The organism is Ignavibacterium sp. (assembly GCF_025998815.1).
Taxonomy (GTDB): Bacteria; Bacteroidota; Ignavibacteria; order Ignavibacteriales; family Ignavibacteriaceae; genus Ignavibacterium.
This window is the reverse complement of sequence record NZ_AP026678.1, coordinates 2,656,946-2,678,769: the sequence shown is the minus strand read 5'-3', so window position 1 is coordinate 2,678,769 and position 21,824 is coordinate 2,656,946. Positions and strand designations below refer to the sequence as shown.

The window sequence follows — 21,824 nt, the reverse complement described above, 5'->3', positions numbered from 1 at the left end:
GCAAATTCCGTCAGTTAACTGACGGAATTTTTATGATTATACCAAGAATTGCCTTAGAACTAATACAAAAGAAAATAACATCTGGTAAGGTTATAGTTTTAACCGGAGCCAGACGAGTTGGAAAAACATTCCTTATTTCGCAATACTTAAAGAACTTAAATGAAAAATATCTTCTGTTTAATGGTGAGGATTTTGCCGTCCATGAGTTATTTAAGAGAAGGAGTATTCAACATTATAAAAATATTATCGGTGATAACAAATTATTAGTAATAGACGAAGTTCAGAAAATTCCTGATGTTGGGAGAATATTAAAACTTATAGTAGATAATTTTTCTGATTTGAAGATATTAGTATCAGGATCTTCAGCGTTTGATATTTCGAATGAAACAGGCGAACCTTTGACAGGAAGAAAAAAAGAAATCATCCTCTTTCCTATATCTGAATCAGAATTAAAAAATTTCGAAAAGCCACAAGAAAAGTTTGATAATCTTTCATTAAGATTAATCTTTGGTAATATGCCGGAAATTTTATCAATAACTTCTACTCAGGAAAAAGCAGAATATTTAAGAGAGATTGTAAATTCATATTTGCTAAAAGATATACTTGCTTTTGAAAGTTTAAGGAATTCAGATAAACTATTCTCTCTATTAAAATTAATTGCACTTCAAATCGGTAGTGAAGTTTCTCTTCAAGAGCTTGGTAAACAATTAGCAATGTCCAAAAATACAATAGAAAGATACCTGGATATACTATCTAAGGTCTTCATAATTTATAAACTTACTGGATTCAGTAGAAATCTGAGAAAAGAAATTGTGAAAAATTCTAAGTGGTATTTTTATGACAATGGAATAAGAAATGCTATTTTGGCTAACTTTAACTTACTAAATAATCGGAATGATGTGGGAATGTTATGGGAAAATTATATGATGAGTGAAAGATTAAAGTATAATCATTATAAAGAAGTGATTTATAATAAATACTTTTGGCGTACTTATGATAAACAGGAAATCGATTTAATTGAAGAGAGAGGGGGTAAATTGTTCGCGTTTGAATTCAAGTGGAATCCGACCAAAGTCAGAATTCCGGCTGCCTGGAAATCCGCTTATCCTGATTCAGAGTATCAACAAATAAATAATCAGAATTATTTAGAATGGGTTTAACAAATTGAAATGTCAAATAAAAATAGCTCAACTAAAAATGTACAGGTAAAATTATGAAACCAGTTCTTGTTCTTCTCCTTTTTACATTTCAGATTTTTGCACAAGTGCAACCTGATGATGTAAAATCATTCACGCTAAAAAACGGAATGAAGTTTTATGTTCTTGAAGATAACTCAATTCCGAATGCGAATATGTATCTATTCTTCAAAGTAGGTTCACGAAATGAATACATCGGTATTACCGGAATTTCCCATTTCTTTGAACATATGATGTTCAACGGCGCAAAGAAATACGGACCAAAACAATTTGACAGAGTAATGGAAGCTAATGGCGGCTCCAATAATGCTTACACTACGGAAAACATCACAGTCTATACGGATTGGTTTCCAAAACAATCACTTGAAGTTATTTTTGATCTCGAGTCAGACAGGATTGCAAATCTAAACTTCGACCCTAAAATGATTGAAAGCGAGAGAGGTGTTATACTTTCGGAAAGAAGCACCGGACTTGAGAATAATCCTTTGGAACAACTGTGGCAAGAACTTCAGGCAACAGCATTTGTTGCTCATCCTTATATGTGGCCAGTGATTGGGTGGGAATCAGATATTAAAAATTGGACTAAAGAAGACCTCGAAAATTATTTTCACACTTACTATGCACCGAACAATTGCGTTGTTGTTATAAGCGGTGATGTGAAATTTAATGAAGTAAAAAAGTTAGCCGAAAAATATTTTGAGCCAATTCCGGCCGGACCAAAACCAAGAGACGTTCACACTATTGAACCTGAACAAACCGGTGAAAGAAGACTTTTTGTTAAGCGCGAAGTCCCATCTCCATACCTGATGATTGCCTATCATGTTCCTCAAACCGGTAGCGAAGAATATTACGCTATTGAATTACTTAATTCGATTTTATCTGAAGGTGCATCCTCACGATTGTATCAATCAATTGTTGAACAGAAACAACTTGCTATTGAAGTTGGTACTTACTATCCAAACGCATTTGATCCTACACTTTTTTACTTCTACGGAATTTGTAATGACGGAGTAAAAGCATCTCAGTTAGAAAAAGCTATTCTTGAAGAAGTTGATAAAGTAATAAACGAAGGAGTCAACGAAGCAGAACTTCAAAAAGTTAAAAATCAAAAGCTGATGCAGTTTTACAGAACCACGGAAACAATAAACGGAATGTCAAACACAATCGGAACTTATGAATTATTCTTTGGAGATTATAAAAAATTATTTACTGCGCCGGATGATTACAAAAAAGTTACCGTGAGTGATATTCAAAAAGTTGCTGCAAAATATTTTACCAAACAAAACAGAACCGTTGGCATTCTGAACACGGAGGAAGAACAATGAAAAAATCAATAAAGCAATCATTAACAATAGCCATTCTTGGATTAGTAATTACAAGCTCTTTAAGCTTTGCACAATTTAAACTTCCGCACTACGAAGTTGTTGAGTTGAAAAACGGTTTAACAATTTATCTGATGGAGAAGAAAGATGTTCCATTGATTTCTTTTGCTATGGCTTTTGATGCTGGCGCAATAAAAGATGGCTCAATTGCCGGACTTGCATCATTTACTTCCGAAGCACTGAAGTTTGGAACTGCAAATTATTCCAAATCACAAATTGATTCTCTTTTCAATTTTTATGGAAGTAATCTTTCAACCAATGCAAATTATGATTACTCCGGATTATTCGCTCAGATTATGAAGGATAACTTTGAAACTCTTCTGCCTGTTCTGAGTGAAGTTGTTTTAAAACCAACCTTTCCATCCGATGAAGTTGATAAAAGAAAGCAAAGATGGCTTGCAGAATTAGATCAGGCAAAAGAAAGTCCGAGAAGAGTTATCGGTGATTACTTCAACAAATTAATTTTTGATGATGCTCCTTATTCAAGTCCTGTAAACGGCACTAAATCATCTATTCAGAAAGTTGATACTCAGAACATAAAAGAATTTTATTCAACCAATTACCGGCCGGAAACTTCTGCAATTGCAGTGGTTGGCGACTTTGAAACAAACAAAATGAAAACTCTTCTCGAAAAGTATTTTGGTAATTGGCAGAACACTTCACCAAAAATTATTTCTGATGTGAGATTAAATCATAAAACATTTGAAGAACCACGAGTTTATCTGATAAACAAAGACAATGCATTTGAAACAACCTTTATGATTGGTGGTTATGGAGTTCCTATGAGTAATCCCGATCAGATTCAGATTGATGTTATTAACACAATACTTGGTGGAAGATTTACATCATGGCTTAATGATGAGCTTCGTGTAAACGCCGGCTTAACTTACGGTGCTCGAAGTCGTTTTAATTCTTATAAACATTCTGGCACTTTCTACATTTCGACTTTTACTGCAACAAAAAACACAGAAGCAGCAATTGAGCTTGCAGTTAAAACTTATAATCGTTTATTTGAAAAAGGAATTGACGAGGCAACGCTTAATTCAGCAAAGAATTATGTAAAAGGACAATTTCCACCAGACTATGAAACATCATATTCTCTTGCATCATTTCTTATTCAGAAATATGTTTTTGGTATTGATGATTCTTACATAAACGATTTTGAAAAGAAAGTTGATGAACTCGATGTGAAGAAAGCTAACGAGATAGTTAAAAAATATTTTCCGAAAGAAAACTTACAGTTTGTACTGATTGGTAAAGCAGATGCAATTCGTGATGTTGCGAAAAAATATGGGAGAGTAATTGAAAGAAACTTAAGTGAAGATGGGTTTTAGTTTTTGTCATAAATTCATTCAAATCGTTGGGGAAGTCTGTAAATAATATTTTGGTCAATCAGCATCCCGACAAGTCGAGATGCTGATTTTAAAGTGTTTGCAAGATTAGAGACTCTTTGTCGCTTCGCTCCCTAGAATGACAAATTTGTTTTCTGTTCAGACAGTCTCGATTATTCATCAAAATTATTTCTGAAGTTTATTAAAAATGTAGCCACCTTTTTCTGCTCCCCAGACTTGCTCATCTTTATCATTAAATCCTCTATCCCAGCTTATCATTTTATCTTTTGTAATTACAACTTCAGTAGTGGCATAAGTTGCACCACGAAGATTACTCGTACAGTTTTTATCAACTGTACTTCCAATAAAAGTATTTTCATCTTTTCTTTTAATTATTACTTCACAACCATCCCGTGCTTCAAGATTTTCCGGTGAAAGTTTATCGAACAAAGAAATGTCTTTCCATCCGCCAACAAAATTCTTTTCATCAGGAATTGAATAAATCACACTTTTAATAACATCGTTGTCTTTAAAAATGTGATAAATTCTCTGTCTGTATGGTTTATCTTTATTTGCTGCAACAGCCTGTTCCACATATAACCAATAACCATCGTTTCTGCTGTTCCAGATTCTATGCATTTCAAGAGAAATGTTATAATAATCCGAATCGTTTTTAGATTGTTCTTCACTGTTGAACGAACCAATCATCCAGGATAGAAGAACATCAATGTCAGAATTAATTTGAGCAGAAATCTGAGTTGAAAGAAAAACAACAAAGAACAAAGAGAGAAGTTTTTTCATAAGATTACCTTTTTTACTGTTAAGTTTACGATAAACGAATTTAATTTCTCACCCTAAAAAATATCATCGGAAAGTAAATAAAATCAAAATTACGAAGATGTCTTATGCACGATATTTAAAAATATCGTCACTAATAAATCATATTATTTTATTCCTGTTTCCAAATCAACAAGTCAAAAGCAAAACTGTAACTTATACTTTAGTTGGATGAGCAAACTCCAGCACCTTTGGCTGAACAAGTTTTTCAAAATCTTTGTACTGCATTTGGATTAACTCTGTATGAGTACAAGAATTAAAATAAATATACTCATCTTCTGTTAAAGCTTTTGCTACATAAACATCCATCCCATACAGATTTCCAAAAGGTGGCATTGCACCAACCTCGCAATCCGGAAACAGGTTCATAAATTCTTTTTCATGAGCAAGTTTAACTGCGTCAGTTCCAAGTTGCTCTTTTAATTCCTCAACATTAACCTTATAAGAAGCTGGTAGAACTGCCATTGCAAGTTTTCCCTTTACATTTATCATAACAACCTTTGCAAGACTTTTTCCGGGAATGTGTGTAACAGCGGCAATCTCCTGAGCTGTAAATGCCGGAGAATGTTTTATTGTTATGTATTTTATATTGTTCTCATCTAAGTAAGAACGAAGTCGTGCTGATGGCATATTAAACTCCTTTCCTAAACTATTATTCCTTGCTTTGAAATTTCATCAGTAAGTTCAAGAAATCTTTTATATGGAATTGCGATAAGACTTTGTGCCTGATAAGCTCCGTTTGCAAGACTAATCATAGAAACTTTTGCAGCAGTTTCTTCATCAGGCGCTTCATAAATATCCAGAAAGTCATATTCACCGAGAAGTGCATAATGTGCAATGAATTTAACTTCGGGACATTTTTCTTTTACTTGTTCAAGCCAGTTACGGCCGAGTTTAGCACGATCTTTAATTTGTCTGGCTGTATCAGCAGAAAGTTTGGTGAGAAGTATAAAGGTCTTCATAAGCGCTACTCCTTTCTCTTGTTAATAAAAGAGTAACTCAGAGGAAAATCAGAAGAGTAATTTTTAGTTTATTTAAAACTAACAAGTAAAAATTAATTTCTCAAAGCTTCACAAAAGTCAACTTTTTTCCATTACCATTCTTTAAACTAAGGCAGTTTATTTCGATATTAACATAGGATTTTTTGATAACTTTTTTTTGAATGGACATATTAAATCTGAAAAGCAAAGTTGATTATCTGATACTCGCTGCCGCCTTAACAATAGTTATCATTGTAATCGGTTTACTGATTTTTGTGAACCAACGGCAGTCCCGCCTCGAAGAAGGCGAAAAAGAAATCACCTCAGTTGCAAAATCAAAAATAGAGTACTTAACAAGATGGTACTCAGATGAGTACAATGATGCAATTACCATTGTATCCGGAAAGTCATTATTAAAAAAAATTAAGAACTGGATTTCAGAACAGAATCAATCCAATGAGAATGAGTTAGTCGAAGCTTTATACCAACGGAAGTTTGAACACGATTATGAGAACATCTACATTGTTAATGAAAAAGGGGAAATTGTATTACCTGCCGATGAAAATTCTTGCAAAGAAAAATATATATCAACACTAATTCAATATTCTCCGAAAAATTTTGAAGTTCTGTTTTCAGACATCTTTTATTGTGAAGATGAAAATCATAGTCATATTTTTTTCATAGCTCCTGTAAAAGAGACAAATTATTCCGTAGCATTTGAATTAAATCCTGAAACTTCCGTTTATTCTCATCTAACTGGTTGGCCAACTAAATCAAACACTTCTGAAATATACTTAGCCCGGCAGGAGAAAGATTCAGTTTTAGTCATCAGCGAATTGAGATTTAAGAAAGGTTCAGCATTAAAACACAAATATTCTATTGATGATAAAGAAGCTGCTGTTGTTAGAGCTGCAAAAGGACATTCCGGTATTCTTTACGCAACGGATTACAGAGGGGAAAATGTAATTGCCTATGTGGATAAAATCCCCGGAACCAATTGGTTGTTCGTTGCTAAAACAGACATTAACGAGATTCTTTCGGATTTCAAATTCGAAGCTTTGCTTCTTGCTGTATTTATTATTTTGTTAGTTTCAATGCTTTGGCTGGGATTGGCTTTTTTCTTCAATTATCGACAAAAGAATTTGTTCCGAAATTTGTGGCGCTCACAGGCAGAATTTCAAACAACACTTTACAGCATTGGTGATGCAGTTATAACTACAGACAGAGAAGGAAAAGTTAAATATCTTAATCCTGTTGCTGAAGAACTAACCGGCTGGAAAGAATCTCAGGCACGCGGAAAAAAGCTGAACAAAGTTTTTTATATCATCAATGAAGAGACTCGTCAGGAAGTTGATAATCCGGTTGATAAGGTTTTGGAAAAAGGAATGATTGTTGGACTCGCTAACCACACTCTTTTAATTTCAAAAGACGGAAGAGAAATACCAATTGCAGATAGCGGTGCACCAATCAAGGATGAAGATGGAAATATAATTGGAGTTGTGCTTGTTTTCAGAGATCAGACAAAAGAAAGAGAAACAGAAAAAACTCTGAAAGAAAGTGAAGAAAGTTACCGTGGATTGTTTAACAGCGTTCAGGAAGCAATTTATATTCAGGATGAAAACGGTGTATTTCTCGATGTCAATGAAGGCGCTGTTAAAATGTATGGATATGACAAAGAATATTTTATTGGTAAAACACCTGAGTTTGTGAGTGCTCCGGGATTAAACGATCTGCCCAAAGTTGTTGAATGTGTTAAAAAAGCTTTTAATGGTCAACCTCAGCAGTTTGAATTTTGGGGAGTAAGAAAAAATGGCGAGGTATTTCCTAAAGATGTCCGTCTTTATCCGGGAAAATATTTCAATAAGAAAGTGGTAATTGCGCTTGCACAGGATATCACTGAAAGAAAAAGAACCGAAAAAGAACTTATTGAAAGAGAAAGAGAGTATTCATCTTTAATTAGTAATTTACCCGGCTTTGTATACAGGTGTGCTAATGATAAAGATTGGACTATGTACTTTATTTCGAATGGATGTGAAGCAATAACCGGTTATACCTCCGAAGAATTTCTATTCAACAAAAAAATTTCCTTTAATGATATAATTCATCCTGATTATCAGACCAAACTCCATTTGATTTGGGAAGATGTTCTTCAAAACAGAAGTACATTTGAATTTGAATATCCAATCATTACAAAAACAGGTGAACAAAAATGGGTTTGGGAGAGAGGTTATGGAATATTTTCTGCAAACGGAGAATTACTCTTTCTCGAAGGATTTATAACAGATGTTACTGAACGAAAAAGTGCTTCTGAAAAATTAAAACAAAGTGAGCAAAATTACCGACAGGTTATCGAACATCTTCCGGACGCAGTTGTAATTCATCGGGAAGGGAAATTCTTATTCGCAAATTCGGCAGCTTTGAAACTTATGGGGGCAAAATCATTCGATGAATTTAGAGATCTGCCTCTAATGAAATTTGTCCATCCTGATTATCAACAAACAGTTAGCGAGAGAATAAAGAAAGCTTTAGTTACTAATAGTCCTCTTCCAATGATTGAAGAGAAATTTATCACTCTGGAAGGACGAATTATCGATGCTGAAGTTACCGCGATTCCAATTATGTTCGAAGGTAAACTCGCAGTTCAAACAATTATCAGAGATATTACTGATAAGAAGAAAGCTGAGCTTAAAATTCAGGAAACTCAACAGCGAATTGAAGAACTTGTCAACACAATTGACGGTATTGTGTGGGAAGCAGATGCTCAAACATTTCAATTCCGATTTGTTAGTAAAAGAGCGGAGAAAATTCTTGGTTATCCAACCAGTGATTGGTTAAAAGAAAATTTTTGGGCGGATCACTTGCATCCTGATGATAAAGGATGGGCGATTAATTTCTGCATTTCAGCTACTCTTGCTGGAGAACCACACCAATTTGAATACAGAATGATTGCTGCAGATGGCAGACTTGTTTGGTTCAGAGACAATGTGACTGTTGTAAAAAAAGATGGTAAGCCATATTTACTTCGTGGAATATTGGTTGATATAACAGAGCAAAAAACTTTCTCAGATAAAATAGAAGCTTCTGAAAAGAAACTTCGTTCAATTTTCAGGGCATTACCCGATATTTTCTTAATACTTGATTATGAAGGCAGATATATTGAAATAGCGCCATCGAATGAAAATTTGCTTTATCGCCCTGCACAAGAACTTCTTGGAAAAACATTACATGAGGTCTTTCCAAAAGAAACTGCTGATAGATTCTTAAATCTTGTCCGCACAACTCTTTCAACAAAGCAACCAGCAACAATGGATTATGATCTTGAAATAAACGGTAGAAATATCTGGTTCTCGGCAACAACAGTTCCTTTTGAAAATGATAAAGTCATTTATATAGCCAGAGATATAACTGAAAGAAAGATTTACGAACAAACTTTGCGGACAAGTGAGCAAAGATTACAAGCAATCTCTTCCTTAACTTCAGATTATTTATTCGCAACAGAAATTGACGAAGATGGAAATAGTAGAACTACCTGGGTTGCCGGTGCGTTTGAAAAAATGACTGGATACACCGTTGATGAATATATAGCGATTGGGGGTTGGAGAAGCACTTTACATAAAGATGATATTGAACTTGACAGACACGCTTTTGAAAAACTGCAAAGGAATGAAGATGCAGAAGTTGAACTCAGAACATTTCATAAAGATGGTCACATTGTTTGGGTAAGAAGTTATGGACATCCAATCTGGAGTAAAGAAAAAAACCGTTTAATTGGTATCGTTGGTGCCGTAAAAGATATCACACAGGAAAAAAGAAATTCCTTAATAAAAGAAATTCAATACAATATTGCAGAAGCTTTAGTTACATTCAAATCACTTCCTGAACTTTTTGAGATTGTCAGAAAAGAACTTTCAGCGATTATAAATGTCAGAAACTTTTATATCGCCCTTTATGACGAGAATACGGGAATGTTCAGAGCCGATATTGAAGAGGACGAACTGGAAGAAAATCCTGAATGGCCCGCAGAAGGTTCGATGTCTGGTTACATTATTAAAACCGGCAAATCTTTAATGCTTACCAAAACTGAAATTGAGGAAATGATTTCTAAAGGTGAAGCCGGAATGATTGGAATTATTCCTCAGCAATGGGTTGGTGTTCCCCTGAAAATAAGCAACAAAGTAATCGGAGTATTGGTTGTCCAGAGTTATAGAAATCCAAAGAGATACGATTTCGCAACTCTTGAATTGCTCGAGACTGTTGCAAATCAATTGAGCATATTTATTGAGAGAAAGCGTGCTGAAGAAACCACTTTCAAGCTTTCAAAAGCTATTGAACAAAGTCCGTCAAGTATTGTGATAACTGATATAAACGGGAATATTGAATATGTTAATCCGAAATTCTCTCAGATAACAGGTTATAATCTCGAAGAAGCAATCGGACAAAATCCAAGAATTCTGAAATCAGGTACACACGATAACAGCTTCTATGAAAATTTATGGCAGACAATCCTTGCTGGCAAAGACTGGCGAGGCGAATTTCATAACAGAAAAAAATCCGGCGAACTTTATTGGGAAGAGGCTGTTATCTCGCCACTATTTAATGAACAGGGAGAAATCACTCATTTCATCGCTGTTAAAGAAGATATAACTGAAAAGAAAATGATGCTTGAGCAGATTGTTGAATCAGAGGAAAGGTTCAGATCGATTTGGGAAAATTCTTTGGATGGAATGAGATTGCTGGATGAGAACGGAATAATTGTAGATGTAAATCCCGCCTATTGCAAATTGGTCGGAATGAAACTTAATGAATTAAGAGGGCGACCACTTAATACAGTATATGAGATGAAAGATTCTTCAGATGAATCAGTTAGAAAGTTTAGAGAAAGATTCAGAAATAAAACGGTTGATAAAAAATTCGAGGTTGAGACGAACCTGTGGAATGGAAAGAAAATCTGGCTCGAGCTTTCAAATTCATTTATTGAATTTCCCGGAAGTAAAACTCTGCTTCTCAGTATATTCAGAGATGTAACAGATAAGAAACAAATGATTGATGAGTTGATTGATGCAAAAGTCAGAGCAGAGGAAATGAACAGAGTAAAGTCATACTTTTTTGCAAATATGAGTCACGAACTGCGAACACCTCTTGTGGGAATTCTTGGATTTTCAGAGGTGCTTAAAGGTGAACTTAAAGACCAACCAGATCTTTCAAGAATGATTGATTTGATTAATACTTCAGGCCAGAGGTTGCTCGAAACATTAAATATGATTCTGAATATCTCAAAGCTCGAAGCAGGAAAGCTTGAAGTCAGATTAACTGATGCAAACATTATTCCTCTTCTTGAAACATCATTTAACTTGTTTTCATCCATCGCCAAAAAGAAAAATCTTGAATACAAATTAATCAAACCCAAAGATGAAATTATTTGTAGAATTGATCCGTCATTATTCCAGAATATATTTAACAATCTTATAAACAATGCTGTTAAGTTTACAAAGCAAGGAAGTATTGTTGTAAATGTAAAACTGAACGATGAAAATGTTACAATAGAGGTTTCTGATACTGGAATAGGAATTCCTGAAACTCATCAGGCAGTAATTTGGGAAGAATTCCGGCAGGCAAGTGAAGGTATTAACAGAAGTTTTGAAGGCACCGGACTTGGCTTAACAATAGTTAAGAAATACACAGAACTCCTCGGCGGTAAAATTAGTTTGAAAAGTAAAGTTGGAGAAGGAAGCACATTTACCGTTGAGTTTCCTCGTGTAAAAGCAAAACTTGACCCTGATTTAGAAAAAGCTGCTGAACGTATTCAAAGGCAAATAGAAAAGCAGCTAGCAAGCCTTAATTACCAGATTCTTTATGTTGAAGATGATTCCGCAGCGATTGATGTAGTTTCACTAATGTTAAGAGGTATGTACTCTCTCGATTTTGCACGTAATGCTGATGAAGCTTTATCAAAAGTTAAAGCAAAAAAATATGATGCAATTCTTATGGATATAAATTTACGAAGAGGCATGGATGGTTTGCAGCTTACACAATTAATCAGAGAAATGCCAGAATACAAAGAAACACCTATAATTGCCCTCACAGCATATGCAATGGAAAAAGAGAAACAGGAATTTCTTTCGAAAGGATTATCTCACTATTTATCAAAACCATTCCGAAAGAATGATTTGTTAATGTTATTGCAGAATATATTCACAAAGAAATAATTTTTTTAATCTCTCATTGCCCACTTCTTCAGGAATTCCATAAACTTTTGTTCATCATAATCTTTATCTTTTTCCAGCACACCGGTATCCTGTGAATGTAGAAATTTTCCATCCTTATCAAGTACAAAGAAATGAGGATATCCTGGAATTTGTGGATAGTTGGAAAGAAATTTTTCGTTTTTATTTTCTTTGCTGTAATTGACTTTTAAAACAACAAAATGTTTATCTAAAAAATCTTTTATGTCTTTGTGAGATTCAATAAAAGAATCGATCCTATGACACTAAATGCACCATTCTCCACCAACATCAAGAATAATTCTTTTGTTTGTTTTCTGTGCATATTCAATCGCATTTTTAAGATCTTGCTCTGGATTTCTTGTGGGATCAAACTTTTTGATAGTTTCATACTGCTGAGAAAATAATGGTAAAGTAAAAATCGTTAATGTTATAAATAAGATTATTTTCTTCATAAAATTTCCCTTTCTCTCAAATTGCATATTTGATTACGACGAATCCGCCTATTAATAAAACGGTAAAAGCGATTGCCAGCCAGTTAAAATATTTGTCAATAAAAGTTCTTATCTGTGGCCCGAATTTCCATATCAGAAAAGCCACCAAAAAAAATCTTGCACCTCGACTTATGACTGAAGCAAAAACAAACATCGGTAAATTGATATTAAACGCACCTGACGAAATAGTAATTACTTTATAAGGTATCGGCGTGAAGCCGGCAGTAAAAACAATCCAGAAATCGTATTGATCGTACATTTTCTGAACATCGAAAAAAAGTTTTTCCGTAAAGCCAGGGATGTTATTAAAAAAAAACATTGCAATTGAAGTGAATTCGTTTGAAGGTGTCCACCACAGAAAATGTCCGATGGTATAACCAAGCAAAGCACCCAGAACTGAAGCAATAGTGCAATTTAGTGCAAACCTGAAAGCTTTTGTCGTAGCACCAAGTACCAAAGCAATCAAAAGAGCGTCCGGTGGTATTGGGAAGAAAGATGATTCTGCAAAAGCAAGAATAAATAAAGCTATCGGTCCATAAGGAGTTTCGGCCCAGTGAAGAACCCAGTCGTAAAGTTTTCTTAACAATTTCATTTTAACCAAAAAATATTTGTGCAAACATAAGTATTTACACTAAAGTTGAAAACTTCAAAAGCAAAAATTCATTTTATAAAAATGAAAATCCGCCCGTGATTTAGAACACTTCTTTAAATTGATGCAGTTAACTCTTTCAAAAAAAATAAGTTACTGCCCTCTTGACTATGGCACAAAATTGTTTAATTTTTAGCAGCCAAAAATTTGGCGAATTTATAAACAATTAAAAGGAGATTCTATGAAGATTTCTAAAGTTCATTTTTTATCAAAAGGGTTGGCGATTCTTTCGCTTTTCTCTTTTATAATAATTTTTTCTTCATCCGTTTTTGCTCAGGATGGAGTAAAGGACAATCGTTATGGCGGTTATGCCCGTTTATACAGTATGGGCGATAACCCTTACATCGTTGATCCGGATAATATCAAATATAATTCTGCTTATTCATCAGTTTATTCAAATTTCTTTTGGGGAGATATTGGCGGAAACAATGGAAATCCGGAAGATGGATTCGGACAATTTGTGGGATTCAACTATCAGGTTTCTAAAGGATTTACACTAGGTGCTTTACTTACCAGAAATGATTTCTTATCAAGCAGCTCTATTGCTTACTTAGATCCAAATAATGTTGTTGGAATTGTTAACTCAAATCCAGCAGCAGATGTAATTCCTTTGAATAATAATTTTACATTATTGGGTTCCTATAATCTTGGAGATTTTACAGTAGGTTTGGGCGTTTCTTATGCTTCAACCACAAATGATTTCAAACCGGCAACAGGTAATGGTGATAAAAACAGTGCAAGCCAATTTGGTTTAAATTTAGCTACTGTTGGTAAAATTTCTTCCACATTCAGTTTGGATGCTGCATTCTCTTTATCGATGCCTTCAGCTACTTACACTCCGGGAACTGGTGATAAAGAAGAAGCTTCTGCAACAAATTTAATGTTTAATGCCCGTGGATTCTTCAAATTAGGTGGCAAGTTTTCTTTAGTTCCATCAGTAATGTTCTACAATTCAACAGGAACATATAAAGTTGGTAGCAATTCAACTGATTTACCATCATTTATGGGGCTTGGTGTCGGTGCAGGATTGGTTTATCAGAGCGGTAGCTTGTTAATTTCTGGTGGTCCGGCATTTATGTACGAATCACAGACAATCTCATCAGTCTCAGGCGTTAGTCCCGAACTTTCTGATTCACGCATAGTATTCCCTGCCTGGAATCTTGGTGCTGAATGGCAGTTTACAGAATGGTTAGTTGGTAGAGCAGGTTATGTAGCTAGCACATTCTCACTAACAAATCAAACAATCGCATCACCAACTACAGTTGATGAGAACACACGTACTGGTTTTGGACAAGGCGATGTAAGACTTGGTGTGGGTTTCCGATTTGGTGGTTTTACACTTGATGCAACAGTCAACGATGATGTATTAAGACAAGGATTTAATCTTATCGGCGGCGGTGTAAGATCATTTGCATACTTATCAGGAAGCTTTGCCTTCTGATTTTATTTTCAATGGGGTTGTAGTCCCACAACCCCTTTAATTTAAATTTGCAAAATTTTAATGATTATTTATTTTTGCATCGTACTAAATAACTAAACTTTCAACAATCGCAAGGGTAATCATATGAAAAAACTTCTTCTCGTTCTATTTGTAACTGTATTCGCAGTTGCATTTACAAACGCTCAAAGTAAAATGGGCGCTTCTGTTCAGGGTTTAGTTTCATTCCCAACCGGGGATTTCGGTGATGGAGCTGGAACAGGATTTGGCGCTACCGGTACTTTTACCTACTCAGTATCTCCAATGTTAGATGTAACCGGATCAGTAGGATATGTTAAATGGGGAACAAAAGAAAGCATTCCTGGTTATGAAGTGTCTTTCTCAGATATTCCAATATTAGTTGGATTGAGATATGCTTTCGGCAAAGGGCATTTTCTACCTTATGTCGCAGCCGAAGCAGGATTGCATATGCTGGCTTCTTCGGTTAAAGGCTCACTTTTCGGATTCACGATTGACGACTCTTCTACCGAAACTAAATTTGGCATCGCACCCGGAGTTGGTTTCTTATACAAATTTAATCCTAAAACCTCACTTGATGTGACAGCTAAATATAATATGATATTTACTGAAGGATCATCAACCACGCACTTAAGTGTTAATGCCGGTGTAGCTTTTGCATTATAAAATTTAACACATAGTTTCCAAATCAGGCGGGCGAAAATCTTGTCCGCCTTTTTTATGCACTTCGAATTCAACTTCTCAATAGTTTATCTTTGCAAAAGTATTTTTTTTAATTTATAAAGGACTATTTATGAAATTTGAGCGCAATGCTGGAATTCTTCTTCACCCGACTTCCCTTCCTTCGAAATACGGAATTGGAGATCTCGGAAATGATGCTTTTTTGTTTATTGATTTTTTAGAGAAAGCAGGACAAAAACTCTGGCAGGTTTTTCCTCTTGGTCCAACCGGATATGGTGATTCGCCTTATCAATGTTTTTCTGCATTTGCCGGAAATCCAAATTTAATTAGTCCTGATAAACTTAAGGATGAAGGATTGCTTTCAGATAATGACTTAAAAGATATTCCTGACCACAATCCACATCAGATTGATTATGGTCAGGTAATTGAATATAAAAAATCATTACTCAGAAAAGCATTCCAAAATTTTAAAGATAAATTCAAAAGTTATAAGAATGATTTTGAATCCTTTGAAAAAGAACATTCAGATTGGCTCGATGATTTTTCCTTTTTCATGGCTGCAAAAGATGCTCACGGAGGAATTGTCTGGAAGGATTGGGATAAAGGTCTTGTGCACAGAGATAAAAAAACGATGAGTGAATGGAAAGAAAAATTATCCGACGATATTTTTTATCACAAGTTTGTTCAATATGAATTTTTTAATCAATGGTATGCTGTTAAAGAATATGCAAACTTAAAAGGAATTAAGATAATTGGTGATATGCCTATTTTCATTGCTTATGATAGTGCAGACCTTTGGGCAAATAAACATTTGTTCACCGTGGATGAAAACGGAAAACTTGAAACAGTAGCGGGAGTTCCACCGGATTATTTTTCACCGACAGGACAACTTTGGGGTAATCCTCTTTACAAATGGAAAGAAATGGAAAAAGATGATTTCCTTTGGTGGAGAAAAAGATTTGCAAATTTGTTTAAGCTGGTTGACATAGTTCGTATTGATCACTTCAGAGGATTCGAAGCTTACTGGGAAATTCCCGGCGATGCACCAACAGCTGAAACAGGCAGATGGGTTAAAGCTCCCGGAGAAAAATTATTCAAATCAATTATCAATCATCTTGGTGATGTTCCTATTCTGGCTGAAGATCTTGGTGTTATTACACCTGAAGTTGAAGCATTGAGAGATATGTTTAATTTTCCCGGAATGAAAATACTTCAGTTTGCTTTTGGTACTGGTATGGAGACAAAATTTCTTCCACATAATTATGTTCAGAACTGTGTTGTCTACACCGGTTCTCACGATAATGATACAACGCGTGCTTATTTCGAAAAAGCAAAACAGGATAAAGATTCAGATATTTATGAGCATATGCAAAAATATCTTAACTATTTTGGTGATGATGTGGTATATGAATTAATTCGTTTGGCTTATGCTTCTGTTGCTAATCTTGTAATCATTCCGATGCAGGATATTCTCAATCTTGGCGGTGAAGCACGAATGAATTTCCCGGGGAAATTAGGTGGAAACTGGACATGGAGATTTACCTGGGATCAAATTGATAAGAATCTTCATCTGAAATATCTCGGTCTTGCAAAGCTTTACGAAAGACCGCCTGCACCAAAAAAGGTTGAAAAAATAGAGACAGTAGAAGCCGATTAAAAATATTATAAATAATTCAGAAACTAATTTTCATATACTTAATCTAACATCAATAAAAAATCAGGAGATTGAATTGAAAAAAATATTTTTATCATTCGTTTTAATACTTTCAGTATTAGCAGGTTGTAAAAAAGCCGGCACAACAGATAATCTTGATTGGGAAACAAATCTGGAAACAGCTTTACAAAAAGCTCAGAAAGAAAATAAAACTGTTTTAGTGAACTTCACCGGAAGCGATTGGTGCATCTGGTGTCAGAGATTAAGTAATGAAGTGTTTTCACAAAGCGAATTTGAAAAATTTGCAAAAGAAAATCTGATACTTGTAAAAATTGACTTCCCGAAAAACATCGAGCAATCGATGGAAACAAAAATGTATAACAATCAGCTTGCTCAGAGATTTGGTGTAGAAGGATTTCCAACAATATTTCTTTTGAATAAAAACGGAGATGTTATTTTACAAACCGGATATCAACCGGGCGGACCAGTAAATTATGTTAATCACTTGAAGTCTTATATGTAAAACATTTTTTATTTGCAGCACAGACTTTCATTAAATTATTTTTTAATGATGTCTGTGCTGCCTCTTATTTTAATTCTCTCTTCTTTAATACCTTCCTAAATACTTTCGCTTTCACTAATTTTGACCACAAAAATTTCAAAAGATTATGTCAAAAACTATCGTAGTTATTGGTGCAGGAATTTCAGGACTTACAACAGCCTACCTTCTTTCTAAAAGAGGATTTAATATCAGAATATTAGAAAGAAAATCTGAAGTTGGTGGCTCAATTGAAAGTATTAAAGAAAATGGTTTTCTGTTCGATCGTGGTCCTAACAGTGCACTTGAAACAACTCCATTAATATCACAACTTGTAGAAGAACTGAATCTAAAAGATGAACTACTATACGCAAACAAGGCAGCTAATAAAAGATATATTTTAAGAAATGATGAACTACACGCTCTTCCGATGTCTCCGCCTGCTTTAATCAAAACAAAATTATTTTCTACAAAAGCAAAATTCAGATTACTCGCAGAACCATTTATCGGACGATCAGCAGATGGTTACTATCAAAGTCTTGCAGAGTTTGTAAGAAGAAGACTCGGACAGGAATTTCTGGATTATGCAATCAATCCTTTTGTTGCCGGAGTTTATGCCGGGAGACCTGAAGAGTTGAGCGTTAAATCAGCATTCCCAAAACTTTATGCTTTGGAAGAAAAATATGGTGGATTAATTATCGGAACAATCAGAAGCATTCGAGAAAGAAAAAGAAGAGCTGAAAAATCCAAACAGTCTGCAAAAATGCTGTCATTCAAGAGCGGTATGATTGCTTTGCCAAAAGCAATTGCTAATTATTTTGGAGATAGATTAATCCTTTCCGCAGAAGTTAATTCTATAGATAAAACTGCTGATGGATACATTGTATCATACAGACATAACGGAATAGATGAAGCAATAGTCTGTGATGCCGTGCTTTCCACTGTTCCATCTTATGTTGCCGGAGATTTATTTACAAAATTCAACGGGAAATTTAAAACACATTGTGATTCAATTTATTACCCACCAGTATTGGTTTATTTTCTTGCTTACAATAAAAAAGATATTCAGCAGCCGCTTGATGGTTTTGGTTTTTTAATTCCGGAAAAAGAAAAAAAATCTTTTCTTGGTGCTTTATGGAGTTCAGTTATTTTTCCATATCGTGCAGATGATGGCTTTGCTACTTTTACTTTATTCATTGGCGGAAGCCGCAATCCCGATTTTGTTAAAGAAGACAGGAATAAATTGCTCGAGAAAGTTAGAAGAGAATTTGAACATTTGATGAAAATAAATGGTCAGCCGGTTTATTCTGCTAACAGATTTTGGGAAAAAGCTATTCCACAGTACAACATTGGTTACATTGAACACGAAAGATTTTTTGACGAATTTGAAAAGCAAAATCCGGGATTATTCATAAGTGGAAATTTCCGAGGTGGAATTTCTGTTGGAGATTGCATAAAGAATGCAGAATTAGTAACTGAAAAAATTGTAAATCAATTATAACTTATTAGTGACTTTGGTTCTCATCGTGAACATATTTTTTCGCAAAGAGTCAAGGCCGCTAAACAAAAAAGGAGATTAAAATGTCAACTTATCCGATCATTCGTCACCGTCGTTTAAGATATAATCCTATTATCAGAGATATGGTGAGAGAAACCGTTCTTACCAAAAACGATCTTATCTATCCATTGTTTGTTGTTCCCGGAAGCAATGTAAAAAATCCGGTTAAGTCAATGCCGGGAGTTTATCAAATGTCTATCGATAAAATTGTTGAGGAATGCAAAGAAGTTCGGGATCTTGGAATTCCTGCAATCATTTTATTTGGAATTCCGGAACACAAAGATGAAAAAGGTTCTGAAGCTTATGACCCGGAAGGAATAATTCAACGAGCTGTAAGGGCAATTAAAAAGGAAGTAAAAGATTTAGTTGTTATAACCGATGTATGTATGTGTGAGTATACTTCACACGGGCATTGCGGACTTTTACACGGAGAAGAAATTCTTAACGACGAAACAGTCGAACTCCTTGCAAAAGAAGCACTCACTCACGCTCAGGCAGGCGCAGATATGATTGCACCATCTGATATGATGGATGGAAGAGTTGCTGCAATCAGAAAAATTCTTGATGATAACGGATTTAATAAAATTCCAATTATGAGTTACGCCGCTAAATATGCAAGCGGATTTTACGGACCTTTCAGAGATGCGGCAGAATCAACTCCGGCTTTTGGTGACAGAAGATCACATCAGATGGATATTGGTAATATTAACGAAGCAATTCGTGAAGTTGAAGAAGATATTAAAGAAGGTGCTGATATTGTTATGGTTAAACCAGCGGGACCATATCTTGATGTAATCAGAGAAGTGAAACAGAGATTTGGAATGCCAACGGCAGCTTATCAGGTTAGTGGTGAGTACTCAATGATTAAAGCTGCTGGTGCAAATGGATGGATTGACGAAGAACGCGTAATGGTTGAAGCGGCATTTGCGATTAAAAGAGCAGGCGCTGATATGTTCTTAACATATTTTGCCAAAGATTTAGCAAAGTGGATAGATAAAACAAATAAATAGTTGGTGTATTAAATCACAAAAGAAGAAATTAACATTCTCGTCGTTCGCCAGCATAATCAGATTGGCGATATGTTATGTTCATTGAGTCTTTTTAAAGCAATCAAAAAAAAGTATCCTGATTCTTACATTACTTTAGTTGCTTCCAAAACAAATTATGAAATACCTTTTTTTGAAATCAATCCATATATAAACCGTGTTTTGATTTATGATAAATCTTCCTCCAAAACTGTTCTGAATTTTTATAAGCAACTTCGTGACAGGAAATATCAGTATGGCTTTGTTCCTTCTACAATAAAGATTTCGAGAACATCACATTTGATTAATTTTTTATCCGGTGCGAAGGTAAGAGTTGGTGTTAATTCTGTTGATGGAACTAAAAACAAATCGGCATTTTTACTTAATCTTAAAAATGATTTTACCTGGAAAAACAAACATCAACTTGTTCGTAATCTTGAAATTGCAAGACTTGCAGGATTTGAATTGACAGACGATGAGATGGACGAAATAAAATTTTCATTCACTGAAAATGAGATTACTTTCGCAAAAATGTTTCTTAAAGAAAATTTTAATAATTCTTCAAAGAAAATAGTTGCATTTCATCCCGGCGCTGGTAAAAAAGCGAACACTTATCCAACAGAAAAATTTATTCAGTTAATCAAAATGATTTATCAAAAATACAGGAATTATATTTTAATTACTTCCGGGTGGACTGACGATTTAATAATCAGCAAAATAAAATCTGATTTGGATAATGAAAAAATTGAATATACAATTGCCCACAATTTTCCTGTTAAAAAACTTGGAGCAATTTTATCACTCGTAGATCTTTACATAACTAACGACACAGGAACAATGCACATTGCAGGATTTTCGGGAGCTAAAATGATTTCTCTTTTTGGTCCGACTAATCCTTATGAATGGGCACCAATAAATAAAAACTCTTTCTTCATTAAATCACAAACGGAAAAGATTGAAGACATAGCCGTTGAAGATATTTATACTCTGGCTGAAAAAGTAATTGAACTAAAATGAAAATAAATCAGAAAAGAGTTTTTATAAGATTTTATGAAGAGTTAAACGATTTCCTTCCAAAAGAAAAACAGAAAAAAAGATTTACTCACAACTTTATCGACAGAACCTCCGTAAAGGATTTGATTGAATCACTTGGTATCCCTCACACCGAAGTTGATCTGATTCTTGTTAATGGCAAATCGGTTTCATTTAACTATCTTATTAAAGACGGAGATGATATTTCAGTTTATCCGGTTTTTGAAAGTCTTGATATTTCAGATGTGCAACATCTTCGTCCGAAACCTTTGCGTAAACCAAAATTCATTTGCGATGTTCACCTTGGAAAGCTTACAAGAAATTTAAGAATGTTCGGAATAGATGTTCATTATAAAAATAATCTGAGCGATGAAAAAATCGTTGAAGTAGCGCTATCAGAAAAACGTACAATTCTTACAAGAGATATTGGCTTATTAAAAAGAAGCGAAGTGACTCATGGTTATTTTGTGCGAAATGATGATCCTGAAAAACAAACATCAGAAGTCTTGCAAAGATTTCAGCTTCATAAAATAATCAAACCGTTCACACTCTGTCTTGAATGCGGCAATAAGTTGGTAAGAATTGCAAAGAAGGATATCATCGATTTGCTTCCCGAGAATGTTAAAAATCAACAAAATAAATTTTTCTATTGCGTCAATTGCAAAAAAATTTATTGGGCAGGAAGCCACTTTAATAACATGAATTTGTTCATAAAAACATTTTCGAAAATGTTTTAATTAATATTTCATTTCTTTTTTCCTCTGCTTCTTTAATCCGATTTTCTTACATT

The 21,824-nt window shown here is 34.5% G+C and carries 17 protein-coding genes; 12 read left to right on the top strand and 5 right to left on the bottom strand.

Annotation, left to right across the window (positions count from 1 at the left end):
- Positions 1-32 precede the first annotated feature (32 nt).
- From Q0X14_RS11605 to Q0X14_RS11595, 3 genes are read left to right on the top strand one after another with little or no spacing between them, the layout of a single operon-like run.
- Entirely contained in the window at positions 33-1,160 is a 1,128-nt protein-coding gene (locus Q0X14_RS11605) for an ATP-binding protein (protein ID WP_297838658.1), read from the top strand.
- 53 nt (positions 1,161-1,213) lie between these two features.
- Entirely contained in the window at positions 1,214-2,521 is a 1,308-nt protein-coding gene (locus Q0X14_RS11600; protein ID WP_297838654.1) for a pitrilysin family protein, read from the top strand.
- The gene (locus tag Q0X14_RS11595) at positions 2,518-3,912 is read left to right on the top strand and encodes a pitrilysin family protein (protein WP_297838652.1); all 1,395 of its coding nucleotides are present in this window, start codon (positions 2,518-2,520) and stop codon (positions 3,910-3,912) included. The genes Q0X14_RS11600 and Q0X14_RS11595 overlap by 4 nt, the downstream gene beginning before the upstream one ends.
- Positions 3,913-4,095: 183 nt before the next feature.
- On the opposite strand, the gene Q0X14_RS11590 is transcribed toward Q0X14_RS11595, so the two are convergent.
- The 3 genes from Q0X14_RS11590 to Q0X14_RS11580 form a co-directional block, all read right to left on the bottom strand.
- Positions 4,096-4,710 (bottom strand): chromophore lyase CpcT/CpeT, encoded by a 615-nt coding sequence (locus Q0X14_RS11590; protein WP_297838650.1) that lies wholly within the window; start codon positions 4,708-4,710, stop codon positions 4,096-4,098.
- Positions 4,711-4,902: 192 nt separating this feature from the next.
- A complete protein-coding gene (locus tag Q0X14_RS11585; RefSeq protein ID WP_297838648.1) occupies positions 4,903-5,376 on the bottom strand; it encodes an aminoacyl-tRNA deacylase in 474 nt (157 codons plus the stop codon).
- Between the two features lie 14 nt (positions 5,377-5,390).
- Positions 5,391-5,708 (bottom strand): GYD domain-containing protein, encoded by a 318-nt coding sequence (locus Q0X14_RS11580; protein ID WP_297838645.1) that lies wholly within the window; start codon positions 5,706-5,708, stop codon positions 5,391-5,393.
- A 200-nt stretch (positions 5,709-5,908) separates the two neighbouring features.
- Between Q0X14_RS11580 and Q0X14_RS11575 the strand changes: the two genes are divergently transcribed.
- Positions 5,909-11,932 (top strand): PAS domain S-box protein, encoded by a 6,024-nt coding sequence (locus tag Q0X14_RS11575; RefSeq protein WP_297838642.1) that lies wholly within the window; start codon positions 5,909-5,911, stop codon positions 11,930-11,932.
- Between the two features lie 281 nt (positions 11,933-12,213).
- Here the strand turns inward: Q0X14_RS11575 and Q0X14_RS11570 are convergent, their stop codons facing one another.
- Both Q0X14_RS11570 and Q0X14_RS11565 read right to left on the bottom strand, forming a co-directional pair.
- Entirely contained in the window at positions 12,214-12,402 is a 189-nt protein-coding gene (locus tag Q0X14_RS11570) for a hypothetical protein (RefSeq protein ID WP_297838639.1), read from the bottom strand.
- 16 nt (positions 12,403-12,418) lie between these two features.
- Complete coding sequence (locus Q0X14_RS11565; RefSeq protein ID WP_297838636.1) at positions 12,419-13,033, bottom strand: YqaA family protein; 615 nt, start codon at positions 13,031-13,033, stop codon at positions 12,419-12,421.
- Between the two features lie 238 nt (positions 13,034-13,271).
- On the opposite strand from Q0X14_RS11565, the gene Q0X14_RS11560 reads away from it, so the two are divergent.
- From Q0X14_RS11560 to Q0X14_RS11525, 8 genes are all read left to right on the top strand, one after another.
- On the top strand, positions 13,272-14,531 hold the full coding sequence (locus Q0X14_RS11560; protein WP_297838634.1) for a hypothetical protein: 1,260 nt from the start codon (positions 13,272-13,274) through the stop codon (positions 14,529-14,531).
- A 123-nt stretch (positions 14,532-14,654) separates the two neighbouring features.
- On the top strand, positions 14,655-15,212 hold the full coding sequence (locus tag Q0X14_RS11555; RefSeq protein ID WP_297838631.1) for an outer membrane beta-barrel protein: 558 nt from the start codon (positions 14,655-14,657) through the stop codon (positions 15,210-15,212).
- A gap of 127 nt (positions 15,213-15,339) precedes the next feature.
- The gene (malQ, locus tag Q0X14_RS11550) at positions 15,340-16,884 is read left to right on the top strand and encodes a 4-alpha-glucanotransferase (protein ID WP_297838629.1); all 1,545 of its coding nucleotides are present in this window, start codon (positions 15,340-15,342) and stop codon (positions 16,882-16,884) included.
- A gap of 73 nt (positions 16,885-16,957) precedes the next feature.
- Positions 16,958-17,404: a thioredoxin family protein gene (locus Q0X14_RS11545; protein ID WP_297838626.1), complete on the top strand. Its 447-nt coding sequence runs from the start codon at positions 16,958-16,960 to the stop codon at positions 17,402-17,404.
- A gap of 142 nt (positions 17,405-17,546) precedes the next feature.
- Positions 17,547-18,920 carry a protoporphyrinogen oxidase gene (hemG, locus tag Q0X14_RS11540; RefSeq protein WP_297844749.1) on the top strand — a complete coding sequence of 458 codons (1,374 nt, stop codon included), beginning with the start codon at positions 17,547-17,549 and terminating at the stop codon, positions 18,918-18,920.
- A gap of 80 nt (positions 18,921-19,000) precedes the next feature.
- Entirely contained in the window at positions 19,001-19,987 is a 987-nt protein-coding gene (hemB, locus tag Q0X14_RS11535; RefSeq protein ID WP_297838623.1) for a porphobilinogen synthase, read from the top strand.
- Positions 19,988-20,068: 81 nt separating this feature from the next.
- Entirely contained in the window at positions 20,069-21,019 is a 951-nt protein-coding gene (locus Q0X14_RS11530; protein ID WP_297838620.1) for a glycosyltransferase family 9 protein, read from the top strand.
- Positions 21,016-21,771 (top strand): Mut7-C RNAse domain-containing protein, encoded by a 756-nt coding sequence (locus tag Q0X14_RS11525; RefSeq protein WP_297838617.1) that lies wholly within the window; start codon positions 21,016-21,018, stop codon positions 21,769-21,771. The genes Q0X14_RS11530 and Q0X14_RS11525 overlap by 4 nt, the downstream gene beginning before the upstream one ends.
- Positions 21,772-21,824 lie beyond the last annotated feature (53 nt).